Source organism: Streptomyces africanus (assembly GCF_030816955.1).
Lineage (GTDB): Bacteria > Actinomycetota > Actinomycetes > Streptomycetales > Streptomycetaceae > Streptomyces > Streptomyces africanus.
In genome coordinates this window covers 807,858-831,596 of sequence record NZ_JAUSYP010000001.1, presented here as the reverse complement: position 1 = coordinate 831,596, position 23,739 = coordinate 807,858, and the positions used below count along the sequence as shown (strand labels likewise).

Below are 23,739 nucleotides of genomic sequence, written 5' to 3'. Positions count from 1 at the left end.
CACCGGAACCAGGGGGGCACGCATGAGTGAGGACACTCGCAGCGCGGCACGCGCGATCATCGACCGGAACCTGTACATGGTGCTGGCCACCGTCGGCCCGGACGGCGCCCCCTGGGCCTCGCCCGTCTTCTACTCCACCGAGGACGGACGGGACCTGTACTGGGTCTCGTCCCCCGAGGTTACGCACTCCCGCAACATCGCCCACGAGCCCCGGATCGGCATCGTCCTCCACGACTCCCGCGCCCCGGTGGGCACGGCGAGTCCCCTCGCCCTGTATCTGAAGGCCACGGCGGAGGAACTCCACGGGGAGGCAGCCCTGGAGGGCCTGCGGGTGATCCCCCGCCCCGCCGGACGCGGCGGTCGCTCCCTCGAACCGGAGGAGGTCCGTCCGCCGGCCCCGTGGCGGGTGTACCGGGCCCGGGTCAGCGAGTACTCGATGATCTGCCCCCGCGGTGAGGGACGTTGCGCCGAACACGAGCTGGACTACGAGCACCGCACCACAGTCCTCCTCTGACCAAGTCTTGGAACAGCACTTCTCCTGCGCTGCATCAGCGCTGTACGGGCGCTAACCGGCCTCCCACGACAGTTGGATCACCGCTCCCGGCAGGGAGAACGGAGACCGAAAGGGACGGCCACATGGGTACCGCCAGGACACCGCAGCGCAGGGCCATACTCACCGGTGGGCTGGCTGCCACCGCAGCCATGCTCACCGCCTGTTCGTCGAACTCGGACACCTCGGGCGCGGGGAAGACGTCGGCCGTGGGCGCGGCCAAGACCCCCTCACCCTCGCCCGCGGCGGGCCCGCGACCGGACTCGCCCTGGGCGGCGTACGCGCGGCTGATGGACGGCAACAAGCGCTGGGCGGACGGAAAGCTCCAGCACCCCGACCGTGACCCGAAGCGGCGCGAGTTCGTCGCCGAGGCACAGGACCCCTACGGCGTCGTCCTGTCCTGCATCGACTCCCGCGTGCCGCCGGAGCTCGTCTTCGACACGGGCCTCGGCGACCTGTTCGTGATGCGCACCGGCGGGCAGGTCGTGGGGCCGGTGGTCACCGGGTCCGTGGAGTACGGGCCGATGACGTCCGGCACCCCGCTGATCGTGGTCCTCGGACACCAGCGCTGCGGTGCGATCAAGGCGGCCTACGAGGCGATGCGCGACGGCAAGACGCTGCCCGGCAACCTCCAGGCGATCTCCGACGCCCTGCGGCCGGCCTACCGGGAGACCACCCGGCAGAAGCACTCCGACCCGGTCGACGCCATGGTGCGGATCCACATCGACCGGACCGCCGCCGAGCTGCGGACCAACAGGGACCTCGCCCCGCTCGTGACGAAGGGCGACCTGGCCGTCGTCAGCGCCTACTACTCACTCGACACCGGCCGCGTGGAGGTCCTCAGCGGCGCGCCCTCCGCCTGACTCGGAGACCACGACGACCGGGCGGGAAAAAAACGTTCCACGCCCGGTCACGTTATACTTGCGGCGCCCATGAAGGCCACGGTCGTGCCTGGTCGCACGGCTGCAACAGCGAGGGGGTGGACGCCGTTCCGGCACGCCCCGCCCGCATCCAGGACGTCGCGGCCGCCGCCGGCGTCTCGGTGTCCACGGTGTCGAACGTGCTCAACCGGCCCGAGCGCGTCACCGCACAGACCGCCGAGCGCGTCCGCGTCGCCGTCGCCGCGCTCGACTACGTCCCCCACCCCGGAGCCGCCGGACTGCGCACCGGGCGCGCCTCGGCCATCGGCCTGGTGCTGCCCGACGTGACCAACTCCTTCTACGCGCGCATCGCCCGGGGCGCCGCGGACGCGGCCTACGACCACGGCTACTCCCTCGTCCTCTGCCACAGCGGAGACGACCCGGAACGGGAGCAGGGCTACTTCAGCATGCTCGTCGAGCAGCGGGCCGTCGGCGTCGTCGTCGTGCCGCTCAGCGCCGACCCGGGCCGGCTCGCCCGGCTGCGCGAGCGGGGCATCCCGCTCGTCCTGGCCGACCGCGCGATGCCCGACCGGGACGGCTGCTCGGCCTCCGTCGACGACATCGCCGGCGGCCGGATCGCCGTACAGCACCTCCTCGACAGCGGCGCGCGCGACATCCTCGTCGTCAACGGCGAGCGCGGCATACGCCAGTGCGCCGACCGCTACCAGGGCGCCCGGCAGGCCGTGCGCAGCCGGCGCGAGGCACGGCTGGACCAGGTCGTCGCCGAGCGGATGACCGTCGCGTACGGCACACGGATCGCGCACGGCCTCGGGGACCGGCCCGACGGGGTCTTCTGCACCAACGACTTCCTCGCCGCGGGCCTGTGCCGCGGACTGACCGACCGGGGCGTGCGCATTCCCGAGGAGGTCCAGGTGGTCGGCTACGGCGATCTCGACATCGCGACCTTCGGCGCCATCACCCTCACGACGGTCCGGCAGCCGGTCGAGGACCTCGGCCGGGCGGCCGTGGAGATGCTCCTCGACGAGATCGAGGCCCGCGCGGACCACGTCCACGAGACCCGCGTCTTCGCCCCCGGCCTCGTCGTGCGCGACTCCACCCGACCGCCCGCCGAGGACTAGACTCCGCCCGCCGAGGCGGACGCGATCCGCAGCGTCACCGGCCCCACCAGCCCCGACGACAGCTGGGACTCGAACGCCCAGGCCGTCGGCGTCGCCTGAGCGAGATACGGCGCCAGCGTGCCCCGGACGGTCACCTCCAGCCGCACGCTGCGCCCGGCGGCACCGCGCAACGGGAAACGGTACGGCGCGCAGAACGCCTCACCGGCCGGCTCCCCGTCGACCGACACCTCCACACTGCCCCGCACCCGCCCGAGATCCAGCACGGGATCGGGTCCCGACGGCACGTCCAGAACCCGCGCGTACGTCACGCCTCCGCTCCAACTGCCCAGCCCCAGCTCCCGCCAGTCCCCCAGGGGCAGCGGCGCCGGCACGGCACGCACCCGCACCGGCCCCCGCCAGGCGGAGCCGCCCCGCAGGACCGCCGTCGGCTCGGTGACCACCTCGACCGGGGTGGGCTCCGGGAGAGGCTGATGAAGTGTCAGCCGATCGCCTTCCAGGGGGAGTTCCGGCCCGTCCCCGACGCGCACGCTCGCGCGCAGTGCCAGCGGCAGGCCGAGCGACACCGTTCCCGCCGGCACCGTGAACCGGAAGCGCTGCGGCAGCGCGCGGACCTCGTCGGTGGACCGCGACGGCCATACGGTGCCGCCGAGCACCGGCCGGCCGGTGAGCCACCCGGTGTCCGGCAGCGGGTGCGGCCGTACCGCCGCGTGGCAGTGCTGCACCTCGCCCCGCCTGCGCGCGTCCTCGACGGTCCGGCCCCGCCAGTCACCCGTCGCGGCTTCCCAGCCCGCGCCGCTGACCAGCGCCGTCACCCCGGCCCCGCAGCGCACCACCAGGTCGACGAACACCGCGTCCCGGGCGTCGGCACCGTCGGCCACGACCTCCAGCGTGTGCTCGCCCGCCCCGAGCACCGGTTCGTGCCGGAAGAACATCGGCACGGCGCCCCAGTCCGCCTCGTAGTACTCCACCTTCTCCTGCCGCGCCACGACCTCCCCGTCGAGCAGCACGGTGACCGCCGAGGCGGCACCCACGACGAGCACCGTCCGGGCGTCGCCGCCCGGGACCCGCAGCCGCGCCCGGTAGGTGACGCGGCCGTCCGGCCGCACTCCGTCCGGGGGCCGCATGAACCGCGGACGCGGCCCGAGCCCGCCCGGCTCCGACAGACAGAAGAAGCTGCCCAGGGGCGTGCCGTCGGTGGCCGAGATCGTCGAGGGGCGGCTCTGGGCGCCGGACAGTTCGTACTCGAGCACGTTGCGGTCCCGGGCCACCGTGACCCGGGCGGAGGCCAGGTAGCCGCCGTCCGGTTCCAGCGGCTGCCCGTTCCACCACACGCGCTTGGCGCACTCCGCGCCGACGTGCAGTTCGGCGGGCCCCCGGTGGCTGGTCTCCACGATCGCCCGGACCCGGGCGGCCGTTTTGCCGAGCGGCACCGGGACGCGGACGAACTCCTCGTTCACCAGCCCCTTGAGGCCCAGCAGGCCGCCAGGGTCCGGGATGCCCCGGCTCGACGAGTACACGGCGACGTCCCAGCCCGCGCCGGGTGGCGCGAGCGGCAGCTCACCGGCCAGGACCCGCTCCACGGATACGGTGTCCAGCGGCTCGGGCACCTGGCCGAGCGGCACCGGAGGCAGGACACGGACCCGGTTGCCGTAGGTGACTCGCGTCCGCTCCCAAGCCCCGCCCTCGGCCCACTCCATGGTCCAGATCTGCGGCTCGTCCACCGGCGAACCCGGGGGCAGCGCGAGATCGCCCCAGGTGTTGTCCATGGTGGGGACCAGGCGGCCGTGCCAGCCGGTCGAGACGTCGATCACCCGGGCGGGTGTCTCCCGTGTCTCCCGTCGAGGACGCGTCGTCCCCGGCCGCCCCTCGCGCCACACGACCAGGACCGCGGGGGCGCCGTCCAGCGGCACGTCGATGGTCGAGACGTCGCCGTCGCCGTCGCCGGAGACGGTGACGTGCGCGGGCGCGCGGGAACCGGTCGCCGGGTTCCACACCTCGGCCTCCGCGACGGCGGCCCGCACGGTGACGGACGAGGTGCCGGCCGCGTCGCCCGACGGGGAGGACCCGGCCCGCAGCGGATGCGCGCCGATCTCGGGGAAGGCCGCCGTGACCAGCGCCACCGCCTCGTTGCCCGTCCGCCGGACGAGCAGCGGCACCTCGCCGGTGGCGTGACCGGCCGCGTCGGTCACGGCCGCCGCGCCGGCCTCCGGGTCGCGCACCCGCTCCAGCCGGGGATGCGCCAGCAGGGCCGCCACCACCGCGTCGTCACCGGCCCGGCCGGCGGCCGTGGCAGGAGGCCGGCCCACGACGACGACGCGGCCGCCCACGTCGAGCAGTTCGGTCAGCCGCCGCGCCGTCTCCTCCTCCAGCACACTCGCCGAGGGCAGCAGCACCGCACGGTACGCCAGGTCCCTGATCCGCAGGGCGCCGTCGGCGGCCTTGGCGCGCTGCACCGAGTCGTCGTCGACCACGTCGAAGGAGATGCCGCGCCGGTCCAGGGCGCCGGCGTGCGGGGCGAGCCAGTTGTTCGTGCCGCACAGGTCGAGGTAGTGGCGCTGCGTCTCGTCGGCGTCGGCGTGGCCGTCGCCCAGCCGGCCGTCGCCGAAGTGCCGCACGGGCGCGTCCAGCGGGACGAGGGCCTGCATGGTCGCGGTCGGGTGCAGGACCGCCACGTCGGCGGCGTAGCCGCCCCAGGACATGATCGAGCAGATCCGGGCCACGGCCCGGGAGAACGCCGGGTACTGCTTCCAGTACGGCTGGCGCCAGTCGGTGGACGGCGGCGCCCACTCGAACCAGCCGCCCGCGGTGCCGAAGTAACTGGCGTGCGGGTTGTACAGGTTGGCGCCGCTGCGCAGGAACGGCAGCAGCCAGTGGTAGGTGTCCTCCAGCGTGCCGCCCCAGCCGGAGGAGTGGAACGCCTCGATCCAGACCCGCTCGTGGCCGTAGAGGTGGGCCATGGAGGAGTGCACCTTGGCGTCGCCGTGGTGGTCGCTGCCGGCGGCGCCGTACCAGCGGTGGGTGCGGAAATAGTCGGTGTAGATCTGCGTCGACTGGGCCGGGTAGCCCGCGCGGGCGGGGTGGCTCTGGTCGCTGCCCAGCAGCATCCCGCGCTCCCGGTGCCAAGCGGCCAGCGGCCGGAAGAGGGCCTCTTCGGTGAGTTCCGCGCGGACCGCGTAGTAGTCGGCGCGGATCTTCGTCTCCGGGACGGCGGCGTCCGTGCCGAACAGGGCCGGCAGGTGATCGAGCAGGTCGTAGCCCCGCCGGGCGCGGAACTCCTCGGCGAAGCGGTGGCTCCAGGCGTTCGTGCCCGGCAGTTCGTCCTGGAAGCTGCCCGCGATGACGGTGCCCAGATACTCGGGCACGCGGCGGTCGTACTCGTGGTGCACGGCGTCCATCAACAGCCCGACGGCCTGCGGGTCCAGATAGTCGAACGCCGTGGGCACGGTGGTGACGAGCCGTACGCCGGTTCCGTCGGCGGCGGCGACGGACAGGGTGCCCGGGCCGTCCACGACGACGTCGAGGCGTCGGCCCTGCGGCGAGTAGGCGGCCAGCGGGGTCTCGGCGTCCCGCAGGGCCACCGTGCCCCGGGAGACGGTGACGTCGCGACAGCGCAGCGCACAACCCCTGGCCTCGGGATGACGCCGTGTCACTCCACCCTGCACATTGGCGCCGGAGAACCCGATCTGGTCGTAGAACCACAGGCGCGTGCCCAACTCCGCGGCGATCTCGCAGGCGTCGGTGAAGCGCGCCCACCACTCCTTGCCGAACCACGCCGGATCGTCCGCCCGGGCGCCGAACGTCGGACCGGCCGGGGCCAGGTTGATCACCACGAGGTTGTGGACACCGCCCTCGGCGAACGCCCGCAGTTGCCAGGCGAGTCGCTCGCGGGTGACCTTCGCACCCGACCACCACCACAGGGGAGCCGGGCCGAAATCGCGGGGCGGGTCGTCGAACAGCTGCCGGAGCGCGGGGGAGATCACGGACGCGGTCCTTCCCCTAAAACGTTTTTAGGCCACCTTCACCGTAGGCGACCTGGAACAGTCACGCCATATCCCCGGACGGCACGGCGGACGGCGACACGCTGAAGCCGATGTCTGCGCGACACCTTGTTGCAACGTTTTTCCCGCCCTATATTCGCTGCGACCAGGCCCCCGGAACCGCGATGTCACCAGACGACGGAGTCGCATCATGGCCGGTACCCGCCCCATCCCCACACCGCTCTGGAAGGCCGCCGCCCTGTCGGGCATGGCCTCCTACCTCGACGCCGGGCTGATCGTCAGCATCTCCGTCAACCTGGCCATCTATCGCGACAGTTACGACATGGGCGTGTGGATGGCCGGTGCGATCAGCGCGATCGTCACCGGCTGCATCGCCGTCGGCTCCCTCGTCGGCGGCCGGCTCGCCGACCTCTTCGGCCGCCGCCGCGTCTACAACTGGGACATCTTCTGCTTCGCGCTCGGGGCGATCGTCATCACGCTGGCGCCCGACGACATCACGCTGCTGATCGGCGTCCTCATCGCGGGACTCGCGGCCGGCGCCGACCTGCCGACGTCCCTGGCCGTGGTCTCGGACGCCGCGCCCTCCTGGGCCCGCGGCAGGCTCATCGCCTTCACGCAGGTCATGTGGATGCTGGGCATCACCGTCGCCATCTTCCTCGGCTTCGTCCTGTCCACCACGGGCATGACCGGGGCCCGGCTCATCACCGGACAGCTCGCCGTCGCCGCACTCGTCACCTGGGCCCTGCGATCCCGCCTGAAGCTGTCCCCGGAGCACGACACGGCGGAGCCGGCGACAAAGGCCGCCCCGCAGCGCGTCGCCCTGAAGAAGATCTGGACGCGCGCCGCCCTGCTGCCCATGACCGCGACGTTCGTCTTCTACGTCACCTGGGGCCTCGGGGCCAACACCTTCGGCCAGTTCGGCACCTATCTGCTCGTGACCGTCAGCGACGCCTCACAGAGCCTGGCCACCGGGATCAACCTGGCCTTCATCCCGATCGGCGTGCTGCTGACCTTCGCCTTCGTCCGCGTCGCCGACAGCCCCTGGCGCGACCGGCTGTTCCACGTGGCCGCGGTGGTGCAGATCCTCGCCTTCGTCATCGCGTCCCTGACCGCGGGCGCGCTCGTCGGCATGCTCGTCTTCTTCGTGCTCTACCAGCTCTCCAACCCCTTCGCCGGAGAGGCGAACTACAAGGTGTGGTCGCAGCTCACGCTGCCCGCGGACACCCGCGGCACCACCCAGGGCCTCACCTACGCCCTGTCCCGGGGGGTCTTCGCGGTCGCCGCGTTCTTCACTCCCGCCCTGGCCGACCACAGCCCGGCCGTCCTGCTCTGGACGATCACCGCCTGCATGACGGTGGCCGCGTTCGCGGGCGTGTTCATCATCCGCGTCCTGGTCCGCCGTACCACCGGCGCCGCGCCGGACAGAGCCGACCTGCGTGTCCCCAGCACCTGAGCCGCAGCAGACCCGACAAGGAGCACCGACCATGGCAACGACCGCGGACCGCACCGCCGTACGGGCCGCCGCCCTGCACGACCTGCTCCCGCCGGTCACCCGGCGCCGCACCCGGATCGGACTGGTCGCCGGCGGACTCGGCACGTACTGGCCGCAGTTCCCCGGGCTCCTCCCGCAGCTGCAGGAGTCGGCCGCCTATGTCGCCGAGCGCTTCCGGGGGATGGACGCCGAGGTGACCGACGCCGGGTTCGTCTCCGACGCCCGGGAAGGAGCGCGCGCCGCCGAGCAGTTGCGCAAGGCCGACTGCGACCTCATCGTGCTGTTCCTGACGACGTACCTCACCTCCTCGATGGTGCTGCCGATCGCGCAGCGCTCGCACACGCCGGTCCTGGTCATCGACCTCCAGCCGACCGAGAGGATGGACCACGCCTCCTTCGACACCGGCGCCTGGCTGGCCTACTGCGGCCAGTGCCCCGTCCCCGAGGTCGGCAACGTCTTCCGGCGCGCCGGCATCCCCTTCCGCTCGGTCTCGGGCTGGCTGCGGCAGGAGTCCGCCTGGCGGCGCATCGAACAGTGGATCCGGGCCGCGCACATCCGCGCCGCGCTCCGGCACGCCCGGCACGGCCTCATGGGACACGTGTATCCCGGCATGCTCGACGTGCAGACCGATCCGACGCTGCTGTCCACGACGTTCGGCTCGCACGTGGAGGTGCTGGAGTTCGACGACCTGCGGCACCGGGTGGAGCGCGTGACCGAGCAGGAGACCCGGGAGCGGATGACGCTCGCCCGGCAGGTCTTCACCCTCGACGACAGTGTCGTGGAGGAGGACTTCGCCTGGGGCGCGACCGTGTCCGTCGCCCTCGACCGGCTCGTGGCGGACTTCCAGCTCGACAGCCTCGCGTACTACCACCGGGGCCTCGACGGGGAGCTGCACGAGCGGCTCGGCGCCGGCATGATCCTGGGTGCCTCCCTGCTCACGGCCCGGGGCGTGCCGGCGGCCGGGGAGTACGAACTGCGCACCAGCGTCGCCCAGCTCGCCTCCCAGAGCGTCGGCGCCGGAGGCTCCTTCACCGAGATCCAGGCCCTGAACTTCGAGGACGGCGTCGTGGAGATGGGCCACGACGGACCCGCCCACCTCGCGGTCAGCGCCCGCGACCCCCTGCTGCGCGGGCTCGGCGTCTACCACGGCAAACGCGGCTGGGGCGTGAGCGTCGAGTTCGACGTCCAGCACGGGCCCGTCACACTGCTCGGCCTCGGCCAGGACGCCGACGGCAGCCTGTCCTTCGTCACCTCCGAGGGAACCGTCGTTCCGGGACCCCTGCTGGAGATCGGCAACACCACCAGCCGCGTCGACTTCGGCCGCGACCCCGGCGAATGGGTGGACGCATGGAGCGCCACGGGTGTCGGCCACCACTGGTCCCTCGCGGTCGGCCACCACGCGGCCGACTTCAGGGCGGCGGCGAGCCTGCTGGACATCGACCACCGCCACGTGTGACAGGGAGCCGGGTGCAGCCCTCCGTGATGGGTGTCGCCCCCCACGGGTGCCGCCCCCCGTGACAGGTCCCCCTCCGTGGTGGGTGTCCCTCCCGCGACGGGTGCCGTCCCCGAGACGGGTGTCGCCGCCCCGGTGACCGGTGTCCCCGTGATGGGTGTCGCCCCGGTGCCGCCCACGCGTCGGTTGTCGCCCCGTGCCGCCCCCCGGTGACCGGTGTCGCCCCCCGTGACAGGTCCCCCTCCGTGGTGGGTGTCCCTCCCGTGACGGGTGGCGCCGCGCCGGTGACCGTTGTCGCCCCGTGACCGGTGCCGCCCACGTGTCGGTTGTCGTCCCCGTGACGGGTCCCCCCGGTGACGGGTGCCGCCCCCGGCACGGGCCCCTGTGTGATGGGTGTCGCCCCCACCCCCAAATGGGTGCGGGCACCGATGGAGACGGGCCCGGGGCCCGTGTGAGGCTGGCGGCGTCGGCGAGGCTCGGGCCGGTTGTCATGGCCCCGGCCTCGGCCGGTGCCGAGACGCGCACGACGCCGTCCGACCCAGCCCCACGAAGGAGGAGCCCTTATCCATCCCCGCACGGTGAAACGATCCGCCCCCGGCGCGCCCGCGAAGGCGGTGACCCGTGGGACACGCTGACAGCCTCCTCGCCATGGGCGGTGCCTTCCTGGCCGCCGCCTTCCTCGCCCGCCTCGGCGGCAGGATCGGACTCCCGACGATCCCGCTGTTCATGCTCGCGGGCATCCTGCTCGGCCCGCACACCCCGGGCCTGGTCATCGTCGAGGACGCACACGACTTCGAGATGCTCTCCGCGCTCGGACTGGTGCTGCTGCTGTTCTACCTGGGCCTGGAGTTCCACCTCGACGACCTCAAGAGCGGCGGCCGGCGTCTGCTGACGGCGGGCGGCATCTATCTGCTGCTCAACGTCGGCGCGGGTCTGGTCTTCGGGTTCGCCCTGGGCTGGGGCCTGAGGGAGGCGCTGGTGCTCGCCGGTGTCCTGGGGATCTCCTCGTCCGCCATCGTCACCAAGATCCTCATCGACCAGGGCCGCATCGGCCGCCCCGAGACCCGCCTCATCCTGGGCGTCATCGTGGTCGAGGACATCTTCCTGGCCCTCTACCTAGCCGCGCTCCAGCCGGTCATCAGCGGCGCCCAGGGCGTCGGCGACATGGTCCTCCAGGGCGCCAAGGCCTTCGGTTTCCTGCTGCTGCTCGCTGCCGCGGCCCGCTACGGCACCCGGCTGGTCGGGCGTCTCATCGCCACCCGCGACAACGAACTGCTCGTCATCAGCTTCCTCGGCGCGGCCGTCCTCGTGGCGGGAGTCGCCGAGGTCCTCGGAGTCGCCGACGCCATCGGCGCGTTCATGGTCGGCCTGATCCTGGCCGGCACGCCGTCCGGCCCGCGCATCCGGGAACTCGTGCATCCGCTGCGCGACGCCTTCGCGGCGATCTTCTTCTTCGCCTTCGGGCTCTCCATCGACCCCGGCGACATCGTCTCCGTCGTCGGCCCGGTCACCGCGGCGGCGGTCCTGACCGTCGTCATGAACGTCACCGCGGGACTCCTCGTCGCCCGCGTGTACCGCTACGGCACCGAGCCCGCCGCCGAGATCGCCACCACCCTCGTGGCCCGCGGAGAGTTCGCACTGATCCTGGCCGCCATGGCCGCCGGCGCCGGACTCGACGCCCGGCTCGCCCCGTTCATCGCCGGGTACGTCCTCGTCCTCGCGATTCTCGGCCCCATCGCCGCCGGCCAGGCACACCTGCTCGCCCGCGCGCTCCGGGCGGCCCAGGACCTCCTGCCCGGCCGCACGGCCCCGTCGTACGACACCGAGCCGCGCTCCCCGGACGACAGCACACCGTCGTCCGCCACCGCCGCTCTGCCGGCCGAGGCCGAGCGGTAGGGGGTGTCCTGGCACACCCTCGTCCGCACGCGCGGCTCTCGTCGTGGCTGGTCGCGCAGTTCCCCGCGCCCCTGCGGGGGCGCGGCGTTCGTACGGGGCGGCCACCGGGAAGGATGGGTGTGGGGCCCATGGCGGACGCCGCTGGAGGGGGGAGAAGCCGAAGCCCTGGTGAGACCGGCCGCGCCGCGAAGGAGAAGCCGTGCCCCAGTCCGAAGACGCGCGTCTCGTCGACCTCGAAGCACGACTCGAGCGGGAGGATCCCAGGTTCACCCGGGCCATGAGCGCCGGCCGCCCGGCCCGGCCCCGGGAGTACCGGCGTACCGGAGCCTGGTGGGCCCTGGCCCTCGGCGTGGCCGTCCTGGGCTCCGGCATCGCCCTGGCGCAAGGGCTGCTCATCGCCACCGGGCTGGTCCTCGTCGGCATGGCGGCCCAGCTGGTCGACCCGGACCCGAGCCGCCTGGGCCGGCAGAGGCAGAGGCGATGGTGACGCGCGCGGCGGCCGGGGCGGATGCCGCCGTCAGAGTGGGGTCGTAACCCGTGTGAACGCCCCGGATGGTGGGACGGCCCGGCATGACTGACGGTGGTTCACGTCGAGGCCGGGTCTCGTGAGCTGGCGAGGCGTCAGCGCCCGGTCCGCGACGGAAGGACTCACCGATGCGCTCTGCCCGCATGCTGCTCGCGACGGCCACGGCCACGGCCGCCCTCGCGATCGCCGCACCCGCCGCCTACGCCGAGGCGATGGGTGACTGGGACCACGACAACACTTCTAACAGCAGGGAGCACCACAAGGACGGCAAACACGACGCGCCGCACGGCGGGATGCACACGGGTGGCGGAGCCCTGACCGCGGTGACCGCGGACGACGGGGACGACCCGGACCACCGCAAGGACGAGGAGCACGGCAAGCACGAGGAGCACGGCAAGCACGAGGAGCACGGCAAGCACGAGGAGCACGGCAAGCACGAGAAGGACTCGGAGCACGGCGACGAGCACCACAAGCCGCACGGCGGGATGGACACCGGCAGCGGAGCCCTGGCCGCGGTGAACTCCGACGACGACTGGGACCAGGACTCCCTCGGGGACGACGAGCACGGCGACGACTCCTGGGGCGACAAGCAGGACGAGGACCCCTGGGGCGACAAGCAGGAGGACCACGGCAAGCACGACAACGGCTCCTGGCACGGCGACAAGCACGACAAGCCGCACGGCGGGATGCACACCGGTGGCGGAGCCCTGGCCGCGGGACCGGCCGTGACGGCCGGCGGTCTCGCGGTACTGGCGGTGGCCGGCACCGGCCTGTACGCACTGCGGCGCCAGAAGGCCTCGCGGGGCGCGGCATGACCGAGGCCTGACCTCGTAGCCGCCGTGGCCGCCGCACGTGCTCCTCGCGTCGCGGCGGCCCGGCTCGTCCTCCCGCGTGCCGTCTCCGCTGCCGTGTCCGTTCCGCTGCCGTGCCCGAATGAGGTGGTCTCCGATGGCAGCCAGCCCCCTTCCCCCTGCCGAGCCCGGCCTCCCGCCGTCGAGGCGGCGATTCCGTACCGTCATGACGGTCCTGTGGAGTCTCGCCGCCCTGGTCCTGACCGTGAGCATGGTCGCCGGCCGTGGTGAGTCGTCGTCCGACACCGGCGGCCCGCCGCACGCCCCGCCGGCCGTCTCGCCGGCCGCACCCGCCGTGCCCGACGCGCCGCCCTCGTCCGCGGCGCCGCACCGGACCGACGCGTCCGGGGCCGGACCCCATCTGCCGCGGTCCCGGCCGGTCCGCCTGTACATCCCCAAGATCTCGGTGAACGCGCCCTTCACCGACCTCGTCATCGGCCGTTCGGGTCAGCTCGAACCGCCTCCGGCCCACGACACCAACCTCGTCGGCTGGTACGCCAAGGGCGTCTCGCCCGGCGAGGCCGGAACCGCGATCATCGCCGGGCACGTGGACACCGCGACGTCACCGGCCGTGTTCGCGGGGCTCAGCGAGCTGAGGAAGGGCGACCGGTTCCACGTGGCGCGAGCCGACGGCAGCAGGGCGACCTTCGTGGTCGACGACACGGAGTCCTTCGAGAAGGACGAGTTCCCCAGCGAGCGCGTGTACGGCGACACCCCGGACGCCCAGGTCCGGCTCATCACGTGCTCGGGCCCCTACGACCGTCAGGCCCGGGACTACACCGAGAACCTGGTCGTCTTCGCCCACCTCGTGTGACATCCGGGTCTCCGGCGCTGACGTGGTGTTTTAAAGTGACTGCCACCAGTTCAGGCGACTGTGGGACCTGTGAGGTATTCGCGAACCATGACGACCGAAACGTTTGAGTTCCAGGTAGAGGCACGTCAGCTGCTCCAGCTGATGATCCACTCGGTCTACTCGAACAAGGATGTCTTCCTGCGGGAGCTCGTCTCCAACGCCTCCGACGCGCTGGACAAGCTGCGCCTGGAGAAGCTGCGGGACGACTCGCTCGACGCCGACGTGTCCGACCTGCACATCGAGATCGACGTCGACAAGAACGCCCGGACCCTCACCGTGCGGGACAACGGCATCGGGATGTCGTACGACGAGGTCGGACAGCTCATCGGCACCATCGCCAACTCGGGCACGGCCCGTTTCCTGAAGGAGCTGCGGGAGGCTCAGGACGGGGCCGGCGCCGAGGGGCTCATCGGCCAGTTCGGCGTCGGCTTCTACTCGGGCTTCATGGTGGCGGACGAGGTGACGCTGGTGACCCGGCGCGCCGGCGAGAGCCAGGGGACCCGCTGGACGTCGCGCGGCGAGTCCACGTACACGCTGGAGAAGGTCGACGCCCCGCAGGGCACCTCCGTGACGCTCCACCTCAAGCCCGCCGACCCGGAGAACCAGCTCCACGACTACACCTCGCCGTGGACGATCAGGGAGATCGTCAAGCGGTACTCGGACTTCATCACCTGGCCCATCCGGATGGTCCCGGAGAAGGGCGACGGCGAGGACGCGCCCGAGCCCGAGACGCTGAACTCCATGAAGGCCCTGTGGGCGCGGTCGCGCGACGAGGTGTCCGACGACGAGTACCACGAGCTCTACAAGCACATCAGCCACGACTGGCGCGAGCCGCTGGAGACGATCCGGCTCCAGGCCGAGGGCACCTTCGAGTACCAGGCCCTGCTCTTCGTGCCCTCGCACGCCCCGCACGACCTGTTCACGCGGGACTTCAAGCGCGGTGTCCAGCTGTATGTGAAGCGCGTCTTCATCATGGACGACTGCGAGGCGCTGCTGCCGCCCTACCTCCGCTTCGTCAAGGGCGTCGTCGACGCGCAGGACCTCTCGCTCAACGTCTCCCGCGAGATCCTCCAGCAGGACCGGCACATCCGGATGATGCAGCGCCGGCTGACGAAGAAGGTCCTCTCCACGGTCAAGGAGATCAAGACCAAGGACGCCGACCGCTACGCCACGTTCTGGCGGGAGTTCGGCACCGTCCTGAAGGAGGGCCTGGTCACCGACTCCGAGAACCGGGACGCCATCCTCGCCGTCGCGTCGTTCGCCACCACGCACGCCGAGGACGAGCCGACCACCCTCGCGCAGTACGTGGAGCGGATGAAGGACGGCCAGGAGGACATCTACTACATCACCGGCGAGTCCCGGCAGAGCATCGAGAACTCCCCGCACATGGAGGCGTTCCGGGACAAGGGCATCGAGGTCCTGCTGCTCACCGACGCGGTCGACGAGGTGTGGGTCGACGCCGTCGGCGAGTACGAGGGCAAGAAGCTGCGCTCCGTCGCCAAGGGCGAGATCGACCTCGACGGCGAGAAGGACGAGAAGGCCGGCGGGGAGCGGGAGAAGCAGGCCGAGGAGTACGCCGGACTGCTCGGCTGGATGCGGGAGCAGCTGGACGAGGACATCAAGGAGGTGCGCCTGTCGGCGCGGCTCACCGTCTCCCCGGCCTGTGTCGTCTCGGACGCGCACGACCTGACCCCGGCCCTGGAGAACATGTACCGGGCGATGGGCCAGGAGGTGCCGCGCACCAAGCGGATCCTCGAACTCAACCCCGGCCACCCGCTGGTGAAGAACCTGAACCAGGCGTACCAGGAGCGCGAGGACCGCTCGGGCCTCGTGGAGTCCGCCGAGCTGCTCCACACACTGGCGGTGCTCGCCGAGGGCGGCCAGCCCAAGGATCCCGCGCGCTTCGTCAAGCTCGTGGCCGACCGCCTGGAGCGCACGCTGTAGGCAGGGGGAGGATCAGCGGGGGTCCGGGGCGTCCGCGGCACGCGCGGCGGGCGGGACGATCTCGCCCTGGACCACCCGTGGCGCGGGGGCCGTCCCGGCCTCCTCGTCCTTCGCGGCGCGTGCCTCGGCCTTGAGGATGCGGGCGGACTTGCCGGCCGACCGGGCCAGTTCGGGCAGCTTCTTCGCCCCGATCACGGCTATGACGACGATGAGGATGATCGCGAGCTCGCTCAGTCCGAACATGATGTCCTGTCCTTTCTCGCCCGGGCCGGGCACGGCGCGAGCGTATCGGGCGGGGAGCCCCTTGTGACCCCCGCCCTCGGTGCGTGCGACCGCCGGACGCCGGAGCAGAGGGGGCAGCAGGCCGCGGTCGAGCAGGCCTGCCCCCGGGCGAGCCGGGTGACGGGCCCGGCCCGCCGGCGACCCGGAGCAGGCAGCCGAGCAGCAGCAGAGCCCCGGGCGGACACACCCGCCACGATCAGGGTGAGCACCGCGAGCGCGGCAGCGGACTGCCGGTGGCGAGCGGACGCCGCGCGTCCTGCCGGGCGGCCGTCCGTACGGCGAGGCAGGCGCGGTACGGCTCGCCCCGGTACTAGGGGGGTGTTTCGAAAGTCCCGCACAGCACCCACGGCGCCCGGCACGCACTCTCGCCGACCCTAGGTCCCCAGCCCTCATCCCGGTCCGACGCAAGATCATCCGTGCGCCCGATGCCGCCTTCCAGGGGCGGGAGCCACCATGCTGGTGGAGACCTGCCGAAGGAGCGCATCATGTCGTACCCCGAGTACCCGGAGCCCCGCTACCACGGCGACAAGGGTGAGGTGAACGCGGTTTTCCGCCCGGCCGACACCCCGCCGGACATCTCCTCGCCCGGCGGCGCCACCCACTACCTCGCCACCAACGAGTCGACGGGCGGCGAATTCGGCCTGTACAAGGTGGAGTTGGGCGCACGGTCCGCTGGGGCCAAGACTCACTTCCACAAGGCGATGTCGGAGTCCTTCTACATCCTCTCCGGCGAACTGGAGCTGTACAACGGCGAGAGGTGGGTCACGGGCCGCGCGGGCGACTTCCTGTACGTACCGGTCGGCGGTCTGCACGCCTTCAAAAACGTGACCGACGAGCCCATGTCCATGCTCCTGCTCTTCTCCCCGGGCGCCCCACGCGAGGAGTACTTCGAGCGGGTCGCGGAGATGTCACAGCGCGGCGGCGAGGAACTCAAGCAGTTCCGCATCCGGCACGACAGCTACTTCGTGGAGGACTTCGAGCCCGGGGCGGAGTAGTTCATCCCGCGGGCCGGTTGCGGAGGAGAACCGCTGGCTCCTCCGCAACCGCCCCCGGTCAGCGTGCGGTTCAGCCCACGACCCGGCCCAGCTCGATCCGGTCGAGGTTCGGCGCCCAGGCGCTCGCGTTGCCGAACGTCACCTTGTTCGCGCCCTTCGCCAGATCGACCGGGACGCCGACGGTCCAGTAGTCGTCCCAGCTCCAGGTGTTCTTGAAGGTGACCTTCACCGGGTCCGCCGTCCCGACCGTGATGTCCGCCGTACGGGACATGATGTCCGTGTTGTAGGCGTGGCCGTTGTCCCTGCGGTCGTTGTGCGCGTAGTGGACGACCAGCAGATAGCGGCCGGACCGGGGCGCGTTCACCGTGAACTCGGCGGTGCTGGAGGGGCTGTTGCCGAGCCGGCCGATGTACGAGCCGGCCGACGCGTGCGGGGAGTCGACGAGTTCGGCCCCGCCGGCGAGCGTGGCCTTGGCGCCCTCGTAGGAGAGGGTGCCGGCGGCCGAGCCGTCGCCGGAGACGTCGAGCGAGCGGACGGCGGAGTGGCTGGACGTCATCGCGATCCGGTTGTTGCCCGCGACGAGGTAGAGCCGCAGCGGGCGGCCGGGCGCGGCCGTGACCGTCTCCCCGTGCAGCGAGAGCTTCACGGCCGCCGAGGTGCGCGGCACCACGGTGTAGTAGCCGTCGCGCGGGGCGTAGACGTCGAACACGGCCTTGTCACCGGAGCGCAGGACCAGGGAGCCGGTGCCCACACCGGCCGACGAGGTGTAGTCGTACGACGGCTTGCCGCTGATGTCCGCCAGCGTGGCCTCGTAGGACGCGGAGGGCGCGCCCGTCCGCGTGGTCAGGTCGATCCGGTCCAGGGTGACCTCGGCGTCGCCCTTGGACAGGGTGAGCTGGTGCGTGCCCGCCTTCAGCTGGACACGGACGTCCTTCTTGGCGCGGTACGTCCAGTTCTCCGTGGAGGGGTAGGTGACCGTCACCGGGTCGCCGCCGTCGACGGACAGCTTCTGCGTGGCGGGGCCGCCGGACTGGTTGCCGTACAGGATCGCCAGGTCGTACGTGCCGTCCTTCGGCACCGTCACCGAGAAGGCGACCTTGCTGCCGGGCTGGTTGAGCGAGCCGACGTCCTTGGTGCCGGAGGCCGCGTAGCCGTTGGCGTTCTGGACCGTGCCCTGGGTGTAGACCTTGCCGTCGGTGATGGCCGCGTCCTCGGCCTCGTACGACGCCGACCACGGGACGGAGGCGGCGGACGGGGTGCCCGAGCCACCGGGGGTGAGGACGACCCGGTACGCCGACATCTTGTGCAGGCCGCGCAGCGGGACGGTCACCGAACCGTCGTCCGCGACCTTCACCTTGGTGCGCGCGAGGACCCGCGGCGCCGCGTGCTGCCCCTCGTACCCGGACCAGGCGGCCTCGGCGACGGTCGCGGTGACCGTGCGGCCGAACACCGACCGGGGGACATCGCGCACGACCACGTCCGAGTCGCCCGCGGAGCCGCCGAGCAGAACCTGCGCCTGGCGGCGGGAGGTGTCGAGGGAGGCCAGCCCCTGGAGCGTGTCGATGGTGTTCGGCTGCGGCGGCGTCACCTTCACGGTGTCGCCGGTCATGCCCGCGTACCAGCGGAACAGCCACCAGCCGCCGTTGGGGATGTTCGAGCGCACCACCTGGCCGCTGAGATTGCCGGCGGCATCCCAGTAGGCCATGTTGGCGTACACCTTGTTGCGCTCGAACATCGAGACCCACTGCACGAGCTGTCCGGGCACGGACAGGTCGCGGCGATTGGCGTACTCGTCGATGTTGATCTTCAGCGGGGCGATGCCCGCCTCACGCTCCAGCTTGCGGTAGTCGTCGTAGTGCGCCTGGAAGTCGCGCAGCGAGCCGGAGCCCAGCTCGTGCCAGGTCATCACCTGGGGCAGCACGTTCTCCCGCTTGGCGAAGGCCAGGAAGTCCTTCAACAGGCGGGTGTGGTACGCGGCTTCGTTGGGTCCGGCGATCCTCGCGTCCGGGTCGATCGCGCGGATCCGCTGGTACACCGTCTTCCAGTCCTGGAAGAACCGGTCGCGGTTCTTCTCGTACTGCGCCTGGTCGGCGACGTCGAGCTTGTACCAGATCTGGTCCGGCTCGTTGAACGGGATGTAGACGAAGCGGTCGCTGTTCGGGTCGGCCGACACCTCCTTGACGATCTTGTCGACCTTGGGGAGGTAGTCGTCGATGCCGAGGTCCTCGTACGGCCACTTGGCGTAGATGTCCTGCATCATCACGTTGATCTCGCCGCCGCCGTTGCGGAAGAACGACTTGGAGACGGTGAGCGCGTCGCCGTTGGGGTGCTGGGCGCCGCCCTCCGGCTTCTGCGAGACGCTGGTGATCTTCAGCGGCTCCATCGCGGCGTCGCTGGGCACGCCGTCGTCGCTGAGGCCGTACAGCGAGCCGTTGGCGCCGAGCATCACCGGGCCCTCGGAGGCCTTGAGGTCGACGGTGAGGCGCTGCGGGTCGGCTGCCGCCGCCGCGTTGCCGGCTGCGGGGAGAGTGGCTGCCATGGCGGCTGCTCCAAGTAGTGCTGTCATCAAGGCGGTTCTGGTACGAGACCTCGTACCGGCTCTCGTGCGGGTGGGGGTGATCACGCTGCTGGACCTCCAGTCACTTCACGGCTCCACTGGTGATTCCGGACACGATCTTTCGCTGGCCGACGAGGAACACGGCGACCATGGGCAGGCTCATCACCACGACGTACGCGAAGACGAGATGCCAGTTGTTGAGGTAGAGCTGGGCGCTGGCGACCTGGTAGAGGTTGAGCGGCAGGGTCGCCCGCTCTCCGCCACCGAGGACGAAGAACGCGTAGAAGATGTCGCTCCAGGCGTAGAGCATCACCATGATCGTCGCGGTGGCGATCACCGGCCGGAGCAGCGGCAGGACGATCCGCCAGAAGATGCGGGACGGGCTCGCCCCGTCCATCCGGGCCGCCTCCTCCAGCTCCATGGGGATGGCGCGGATGAAGCCGGTCATGAAGAAGATCGACGTCGACAGGTACATCCCGGTGTAGACGGCGATCATGCCGGGGCGGGTGTTGGACAGCCCCAGTTGCCGCAGCTCCATCACGATGGTGATGACGGCGGGCGGCAGCAGCAGTCCGCTGATGCACAGCGCGTACGCCGCCGAGACCAGCTTCGACTTCCTGCGGGCGAAGACCCAGGCCGCACCCGCGCCCAGGATCAGCACCAGAACCACCGAAGGCACCACGACCAGCAGCGAGTTGAGGAAACCGCGCAGCATCTCGCCCTGGCCGACGGCGTCCGCGTAGTTGCTCGCGGGCTGCCAGTGCCGGGGCAGGTCGAGGTTCGGCTTGATCGCCTCGGCCTGCGGCTTGGCCGAGGTGACGGCGACCAGCCACAGCGGCACGCCCACGGCCAGCGCGGCGAGCAGGACGACGAGGGACGGGCGGCCGTACCGCCAGAGCGCGGTCACAGCATCTGCTCCCTTCGCCGGAGTCCCACGACCAGCGGGATCGCCACGGCGACCACCACCAGGAACAGCACGAGGCTCATCGCGGAGGCCTGCGCGTACAGGCCCTGCCCGAAGATCCGGAACATGTAGATGTTGAAGACCTCCGTGGAGGCCGCGGGGCCGCCGCCCGTGGTGGCCTGCACGATGTCGAAGGTGTTCATCGAACCGATCAGCGCGGTGGTGACGTTGAAGGTGACGGCCGGCGCGAGCATCGGCCAGCGCACCGACCAGAAGGTCCGCCACGGCCCCGCGCCGTCGCACTTCGCGGCCTCCAGCATTTCGCCGGGGATGCCCTTGAGCCCGGCCAGATAGATCAGCATCGACAGGCCCATCCACTTCCAGCCGTGGATGAGCGTGACGATCACCAGCGTCCAGGTCGTCGAGCCCAGCCATGGGACGTCCGTGTCCAGGACCGAGTTGACGGCCCCGTCCTGGTCGAGCAGCGCCTGGAAGACGTAACCGGTCGCGAGGGCCGAGATCAGCACCGGCAGGAAGAAGACGGCACGGAAGAACCGGTTGAAGCGGCTGTCGTCCTCCAGCAGCAGCGCGAGCACGAGCCCGAAGCCGTTCTGGAACAGCGCCGCCAGCAGCGCGTACACCAGGGTCGTGCGGATCGCCCGCAGCAGCGAGCCGTCCTCGGCGATGGTCCTGAAGTTGTCCAGGCCCGTGAAGGCGATGTCCGCGTGGTACGAGGACCAGTTGGTGAACGGGTAGTAGAAGTTCAGCAGGTTCGGCACCAGGAAGAAACCCGCGAAGACGACGATCGCGGGGAGCGCGAACCACCAGGGGTGGTGCACGGCGGCGCGTGGCAGCCGTCCCACGCCCTTCGGTGCGCCTGGTGCAGCCGGCTGCTTGCGCGTACGTACGACCGTGTCCGCCATGGTCAGAACCCGGGAGCGCCCTGGGCCTTGGCCACCTGCGCGAACTGGTCCTGGATCGCCTGCGCGACCTGCTGCGGGCTCTTCTTGCCGAAGATCATGTCGGCCAGGTAGAGGTGGGTGTCGGGGGCGACGATCGCCTTGGCCTGGAAGACGCCGATGGCCTTGGGCAGGGCCGCCATCTGGGCCGTGGACGTCTCGGGCAGCCCGTCGGGGGTGGGCACGGACGGCTGCACGGACGGGATCTTCATCGTCTTGATGTAGTCCGGGTAGTCCGGTCCGAGCCAGAAGGCGAGGAACTGCCGGGCCGCGTTCTGGCGCTTCTCGTCACCGGTCTTGAAGGCGACGACACCGTTGGTCTGGTCGGGGGAGTACAGGCCGGTGGCCGAGGAGTTGGCGACCGGGAACCAGCCGATCTTCTTGTCGAGCTCGGCGGTGGAGTACTTGGCCTGCAACTGGCTCTGGAAGGACGTGACGTTGAGGACCATGCCGGCGTCGCCCTTCCACAGCGCGTCGGCCTGCCCGGTGAAGGTGCCCGTCCGGTAGTTCTTCTGGGCGAGCCCGGCGTCGAGCAGCTTCTCCTTGTACTTCTTGATCGCGCCGACGACGACCGGGTCGGTCCACTTCTTCCTGCCGGCGTTGAGATCGGCCCACCACTGCCGGTCGAGGTCGGTGAGCTGGAGCTGCATCTGCCACTGCAGCGGCCACTTGTCGCCGCCGGCCTCGTAGAAGGCGGCCGCATCGGTCTTGTCGACGACCTTGTGGCCGAGGGCGAGCAACTCGTCGTAGGACTTCGGGAAGTCCTTCTCGCTCAGTCCGGCCTGCTTGAAGACGTCCTTGTTGTAATAGACGCCGAGCATGGCGGGGCTGGTGACGATCGCCGCGTACCGCTTGCCGTCGATGACGCCGAGGGACCTTTCGGTGTCGCCGAGCTTGGAGACCCACGGCTCCCCGTCGAGGGTCAGCAGGTTCTGCTTCGGCTGGACGAACGGCAGCGTGGAGATGGACGGCTGCCAGAACATCAGGTCGGGGCGGTCGCCCGAGGCCAGCTTCGTCGGCACGTTCTGCTCGTAGAGGTCCGGGATCGCCTGGGTGTCGACCTTGGCGCCGGTGGCCTTCTCGAAGGCGTCGATGACCTGCTTGGGCGCGGTCACCGTGTTCTGCGCGGTCCACATGGTCAGCTTCACGCCGTCCAGCCGGGCGGTCGGATTCACCGCCGCCTGCTTGGCGTCCGAACCGTCCGAACCGGAGCCCCCGGCGGTGGGGTCGCTGCACGCGGTGGCGGCCAGGCCGACGGCGCATATCAGCGCCAGGGCGGGGAGAGCTCTTCTCTTCATCTCGTGCCTTTCGGAGCAGGCGGTTCGGTTCAGAAAGCGGGACTCACAACTGCTGGGCTCGTTCGGGTGGTTCAGGCATCGGTGGTTCAGGCGTCGGCGGGCGGTGGCCCCGAGCTCTCCCGCACCACCAGTTCCGGCACGGACACGGGGTGCGGGGCGACCGGCGCCGACTCCTCCAGCACGCCGTGCAGCAGGGCGAACGCGGACCGCCCGAGGCCGGTGAAGTCCAGGCGTACGGTCGTCAGGGACGGGGTGAGGAAGGCGGAGTGCGGGGCGTCGTCGAAACCGGCCACGCTGACCTCGCCCGGCACCGGGCGGCCGGACTCGTGCAGGGCGCGCAGCACGCCGAGCGCGAGGTCGTCGTTGCCGCACAGGATCGCGGTGACGGACGGGTCCTTCGCCAGCTTCAGCCCGGCCGCGTGCCCGCCCGCCGGCCCCCAACTGCTCTGCACGGGGCGGGGTTCCGGCGCACCGGCCTCCTTCAGCGCCTGCCGCCAGCCGCCGGTGCGGGCGCTGGTGCGGCGGGTGCTGGACGGGATGGCCACGTAGTGCACGGTCTCGTGGCCGAGGGAGAGCAGATGGCGGGTCGCCTGGTAGGCGGCCTCGCGGTCGTCGGCCCACACCCACGGGCGGTCGCCGCCGGGCGGGCTCGCCGGGGTCTCGACCACGCCCACCACCGGCAGCCCGGCGGGCACGGCTGCCAGCGCCCGGACACCGGCCGGATCGTAGGCGATCACGACGATCCCGCCGCCGGCGTCCGCCGCGCGCTGCACCTCGGCGGCGACGGCCGCGTCCTCGGCCGACTCCAGCACCCCGATCCCGACCGCGTACGACGCCGCGCGGGCCGCCTCCTCGATGCCCTGGAGGATCGAGGCGTAGCCGTAGTGGGTGGTGTTCGCGGTGAGCACGGTCACGGCCCGGCTGCGCCCGCTGGCCAGGGCGAGGGCGGTCGCGTTGCGGCGGAAGCCCAGTTCCTCGATGGCGGCGAGCACCCGCTCCCGGGTGGACGGCCGGACGCTGGGATGGCCGTTGATCACCCGCGAGACCGTCTGGTACGAGACCCCCGCGGCGGTCGCGACGTCCCTGATGCTCGCCGGGCGCCTTGTGTGACCGGTCACATTCATGCGAGGATTGTGACCGGTCACACTTGGGTCGTCAAGAGACCGTAACGAGGGATTCACA

The 23,739-nt window shown here is 71.4% G+C and carries 18 protein-coding genes; 11 read left to right on the top strand and 7 right to left on the bottom strand.

The annotated features are described in order from the left end of the window. The first annotated feature begins 22 nt into the window (after nt 1-22). From QF034_RS04030 to QF034_RS04020, 3 genes are all read left to right on the top strand, one after another. Entirely contained in the window at nt 23-514 is a 492-nt protein-coding gene (locus tag QF034_RS04030; RefSeq protein WP_307173594.1) for a pyridoxamine 5'-phosphate oxidase family protein, read from the top strand. Nucleotides 515-636: 122 nt separating this feature from the next. Then, the gene (locus tag QF034_RS04025) at nt 637-1,413 is read left to right on the top strand and encodes a carbonic anhydrase (RefSeq protein WP_307173593.1); all 777 of its coding nucleotides are present in this window, start codon (nt 637-639) and stop codon (nt 1,411-1,413) included. 116 nt (nt 1,414-1,529) lie between these two features. Further along, nucleotides 1,530-2,549 (top strand): LacI family DNA-binding transcriptional regulator, encoded by a 1,020-nt coding sequence (locus QF034_RS04020; RefSeq protein WP_307173592.1) that lies wholly within the window; start codon nt 1,530-1,532, stop codon nt 2,547-2,549. Here QF034_RS04020 and QF034_RS04015 read toward each other — a convergent pair. Further along, a complete protein-coding gene (locus QF034_RS04015) occupies nt 2,546-6,529 on the bottom strand; it encodes a glycosyl hydrolase (protein ID WP_307173591.1) in 3,984 nt (1,327 codons plus the stop codon). The two genes, QF034_RS04020 and QF034_RS04015, sit on opposite strands and share 4 nt — an antisense overlap. Nucleotides 6,530-6,737: 208 nt before the next feature. Here QF034_RS04015 and QF034_RS04010 point away from each other — a divergent pair, with 208 nt between their 5' ends. The 7 genes from QF034_RS04010 (at nt 6,738) to htpG (ending at nt 15,562) form a co-directional block, all read left to right on the top strand. Further along, complete coding sequence (locus QF034_RS04010; protein WP_307173590.1) at nt 6,738-8,000, top strand: MFS transporter; 1,263 nt, start codon at nt 6,738-6,740, stop codon at nt 7,998-8,000. A 31-nt stretch (nt 8,001-8,031) separates the two neighbouring features. After that, a complete protein-coding gene (locus QF034_RS04005) occupies nt 8,032-9,495 on the top strand; it encodes an L-fucose/L-arabinose isomerase family protein (protein WP_307173589.1) in 1,464 nt (487 codons plus the stop codon). Nucleotides 9,496-10,113: 618 nt separating this feature from the next. Then, entirely contained in the window at nt 10,114-11,388 is a 1,275-nt protein-coding gene (locus QF034_RS04000) for a cation:proton antiporter (protein WP_307173588.1), read from the top strand. Between the two features lie 199 nt (nt 11,389-11,587). Next, the gene (locus QF034_RS03995; RefSeq protein ID WP_307173587.1) at nt 11,588-11,875 is read left to right on the top strand and encodes a DUF3040 domain-containing protein; all 288 of its coding nucleotides are present in this window, start codon (nt 11,588-11,590) and stop codon (nt 11,873-11,875) included. Nucleotides 11,876-12,042: 167 nt separating this feature from the next. Beyond that, nucleotides 12,043-12,729, top strand: coding sequence for a hypothetical protein (locus QF034_RS03990; protein WP_307173586.1), 687 nt, complete (start codon nt 12,043-12,045; stop codon nt 12,727-12,729). Nucleotides 12,730-12,862: 133 nt separating this feature from the next. Further along, nucleotides 12,863-13,579 (top strand): class F sortase, encoded by a 717-nt coding sequence (locus QF034_RS03985; RefSeq protein ID WP_370880766.1) that lies wholly within the window; start codon nt 12,863-12,865, stop codon nt 13,577-13,579. Between the two features lie 87 nt (nt 13,580-13,666). After that, nucleotides 13,667-15,562, top strand: a complete 1,896-nt coding sequence (gene htpG, locus QF034_RS03980) for a molecular chaperone HtpG (RefSeq protein WP_307173584.1) — start codon at nt 13,667-13,669, stop codon at nt 15,560-15,562. Between the two features lie 12 nt (nt 15,563-15,574). Here htpG and QF034_RS03975 read toward each other — a convergent pair whose 3' ends face one another. Continuing rightward, nucleotides 15,575-15,805: a twin-arginine translocase TatA/TatE family subunit gene (locus QF034_RS03975; RefSeq protein ID WP_307173583.1), complete on the bottom strand. Its 231-nt coding sequence runs from the start codon at nt 15,803-15,805 to the stop codon at nt 15,575-15,577. 524 nt (nt 15,806-16,329) lie between these two features. Here QF034_RS03975 and QF034_RS03970 point away from each other — a divergent pair. After that, entirely contained in the window at nt 16,330-16,839 is a 510-nt protein-coding gene (locus QF034_RS03970; RefSeq protein ID WP_307173582.1) for a cupin domain-containing protein, read from the top strand. A 70-nt stretch (nt 16,840-16,909) separates the two neighbouring features. Here QF034_RS03970 and QF034_RS03965 read toward each other — a convergent pair whose 3' ends face one another. The 5 genes from QF034_RS03965 to QF034_RS03945 all read right to left on the bottom strand — a co-directional run bounded on the left by QF034_RS03965 (nt 16,910) and on the right by QF034_RS03945 (nt 23,681). Beyond that, nucleotides 16,910-19,378, bottom strand: a complete 2,469-nt coding sequence (locus QF034_RS03965; RefSeq protein WP_307173581.1) for a CBM35 domain-containing protein — start codon at nt 19,376-19,378, stop codon at nt 16,910-16,912. Nucleotides 19,379-19,478: 100 nt separating this feature from the next. Beyond that, nucleotides 19,479-20,303, bottom strand: coding sequence for a carbohydrate ABC transporter permease (locus QF034_RS03960; protein ID WP_307173580.1), 825 nt, complete (start codon nt 20,301-20,303; stop codon nt 19,479-19,481). Then, a complete protein-coding gene (locus QF034_RS03955) occupies nt 20,300-21,223 on the bottom strand; it encodes a carbohydrate ABC transporter permease (RefSeq protein WP_307173579.1) in 924 nt (307 codons plus the stop codon). The genes QF034_RS03960 and QF034_RS03955 overlap by 4 nt, the downstream gene beginning before the upstream one ends. A gap of 2 nt (nt 21,224-21,225) precedes the next feature. Further along, nucleotides 21,226-22,557, bottom strand: coding sequence for an ABC transporter substrate-binding protein (locus QF034_RS03950; RefSeq protein WP_307173578.1), 1,332 nt, complete (start codon nt 22,555-22,557; stop codon nt 21,226-21,228). Between the two features lie 86 nt (nt 22,558-22,643). Continuing rightward, nucleotides 22,644-23,681 carry a LacI family DNA-binding transcriptional regulator gene (locus tag QF034_RS03945; RefSeq protein ID WP_307173577.1) on the bottom strand — a complete coding sequence of 346 codons (1,038 nt, stop codon included), beginning with the start codon at nt 23,679-23,681 and terminating at the stop codon, nt 22,644-22,646. Between the last annotated feature and the right edge of the window lie 58 nt (nt 23,682-23,739).

Excerpts from the sequence above, each read along its gene's own strand:
- QF034_RS03955 (WP_307173579.1), bottom strand. The coding sequence starts at position 21,223 with ATGGCGGACACGGTCGTACGTACGCGCAAGCAGCCGGCTGCACCAGGC.
- QF034_RS03945 (WP_307173577.1), bottom strand. The coding sequence starts at position 23,681 with ATGAATGTGACCGGTCACACAAGGCGCCCGGCGAGCATCAGGGACGTC.
- QF034_RS04005 (WP_307173589.1), top strand. The coding sequence starts at position 8,032 with ATGGCAACGACCGCGGACCGCACCGCCGTACGGGCCGCCGCCCTGCAC.
- QF034_RS03975 (WP_307173583.1), bottom strand. The coding sequence starts at position 15,805 with ATGTTCGGACTGAGCGAGCTCGCGATCATCCTCATCGTCGTCATAGCC.
- QF034_RS04025 (WP_307173593.1), top strand. The coding sequence starts at position 637 with ATGGGTACCGCCAGGACACCGCAGCGCAGGGCCATACTCACCGGTGGG.
- QF034_RS03985 (WP_370880766.1), top strand. The coding sequence starts at position 12,863 with ATGGCAGCCAGCCCCCTTCCCCCTGCCGAGCCCGGCCTCCCGCCGTCG.
- QF034_RS03970 (WP_307173582.1), top strand. The coding sequence starts at position 16,330 with ATGTCGTACCCCGAGTACCCGGAGCCCCGCTACCACGGCGACAAGGGT.
- QF034_RS03950 (WP_307173578.1), bottom strand. The coding sequence starts at position 22,557 with ATGAAGAGAAGAGCTCTCCCCGCCCTGGCGCTGATATGCGCCGTCGGC.
- QF034_RS03965 (WP_307173581.1), bottom strand. The coding sequence starts at position 19,378 with ATGGCAGCCACTCTCCCCGCAGCCGGCAACGCGGCGGCGGCAGCCGAC.
- QF034_RS03990 (WP_307173586.1), top strand. The coding sequence starts at position 12,043 with ATGCGCTCTGCCCGCATGCTGCTCGCGACGGCCACGGCCACGGCCGCC.
- htpG (WP_307173584.1), top strand. The coding sequence starts at position 13,667 with ATGACGACCGAAACGTTTGAGTTCCAGGTAGAGGCACGTCAGCTGCTC.
- QF034_RS04010 (WP_307173590.1), top strand. The coding sequence starts at position 6,738 with ATGGCCGGTACCCGCCCCATCCCCACACCGCTCTGGAAGGCCGCCGCC.
- QF034_RS04030 (WP_307173594.1), top strand. The coding sequence starts at position 23 with ATGAGTGAGGACACTCGCAGCGCGGCACGCGCGATCATCGACCGGAAC.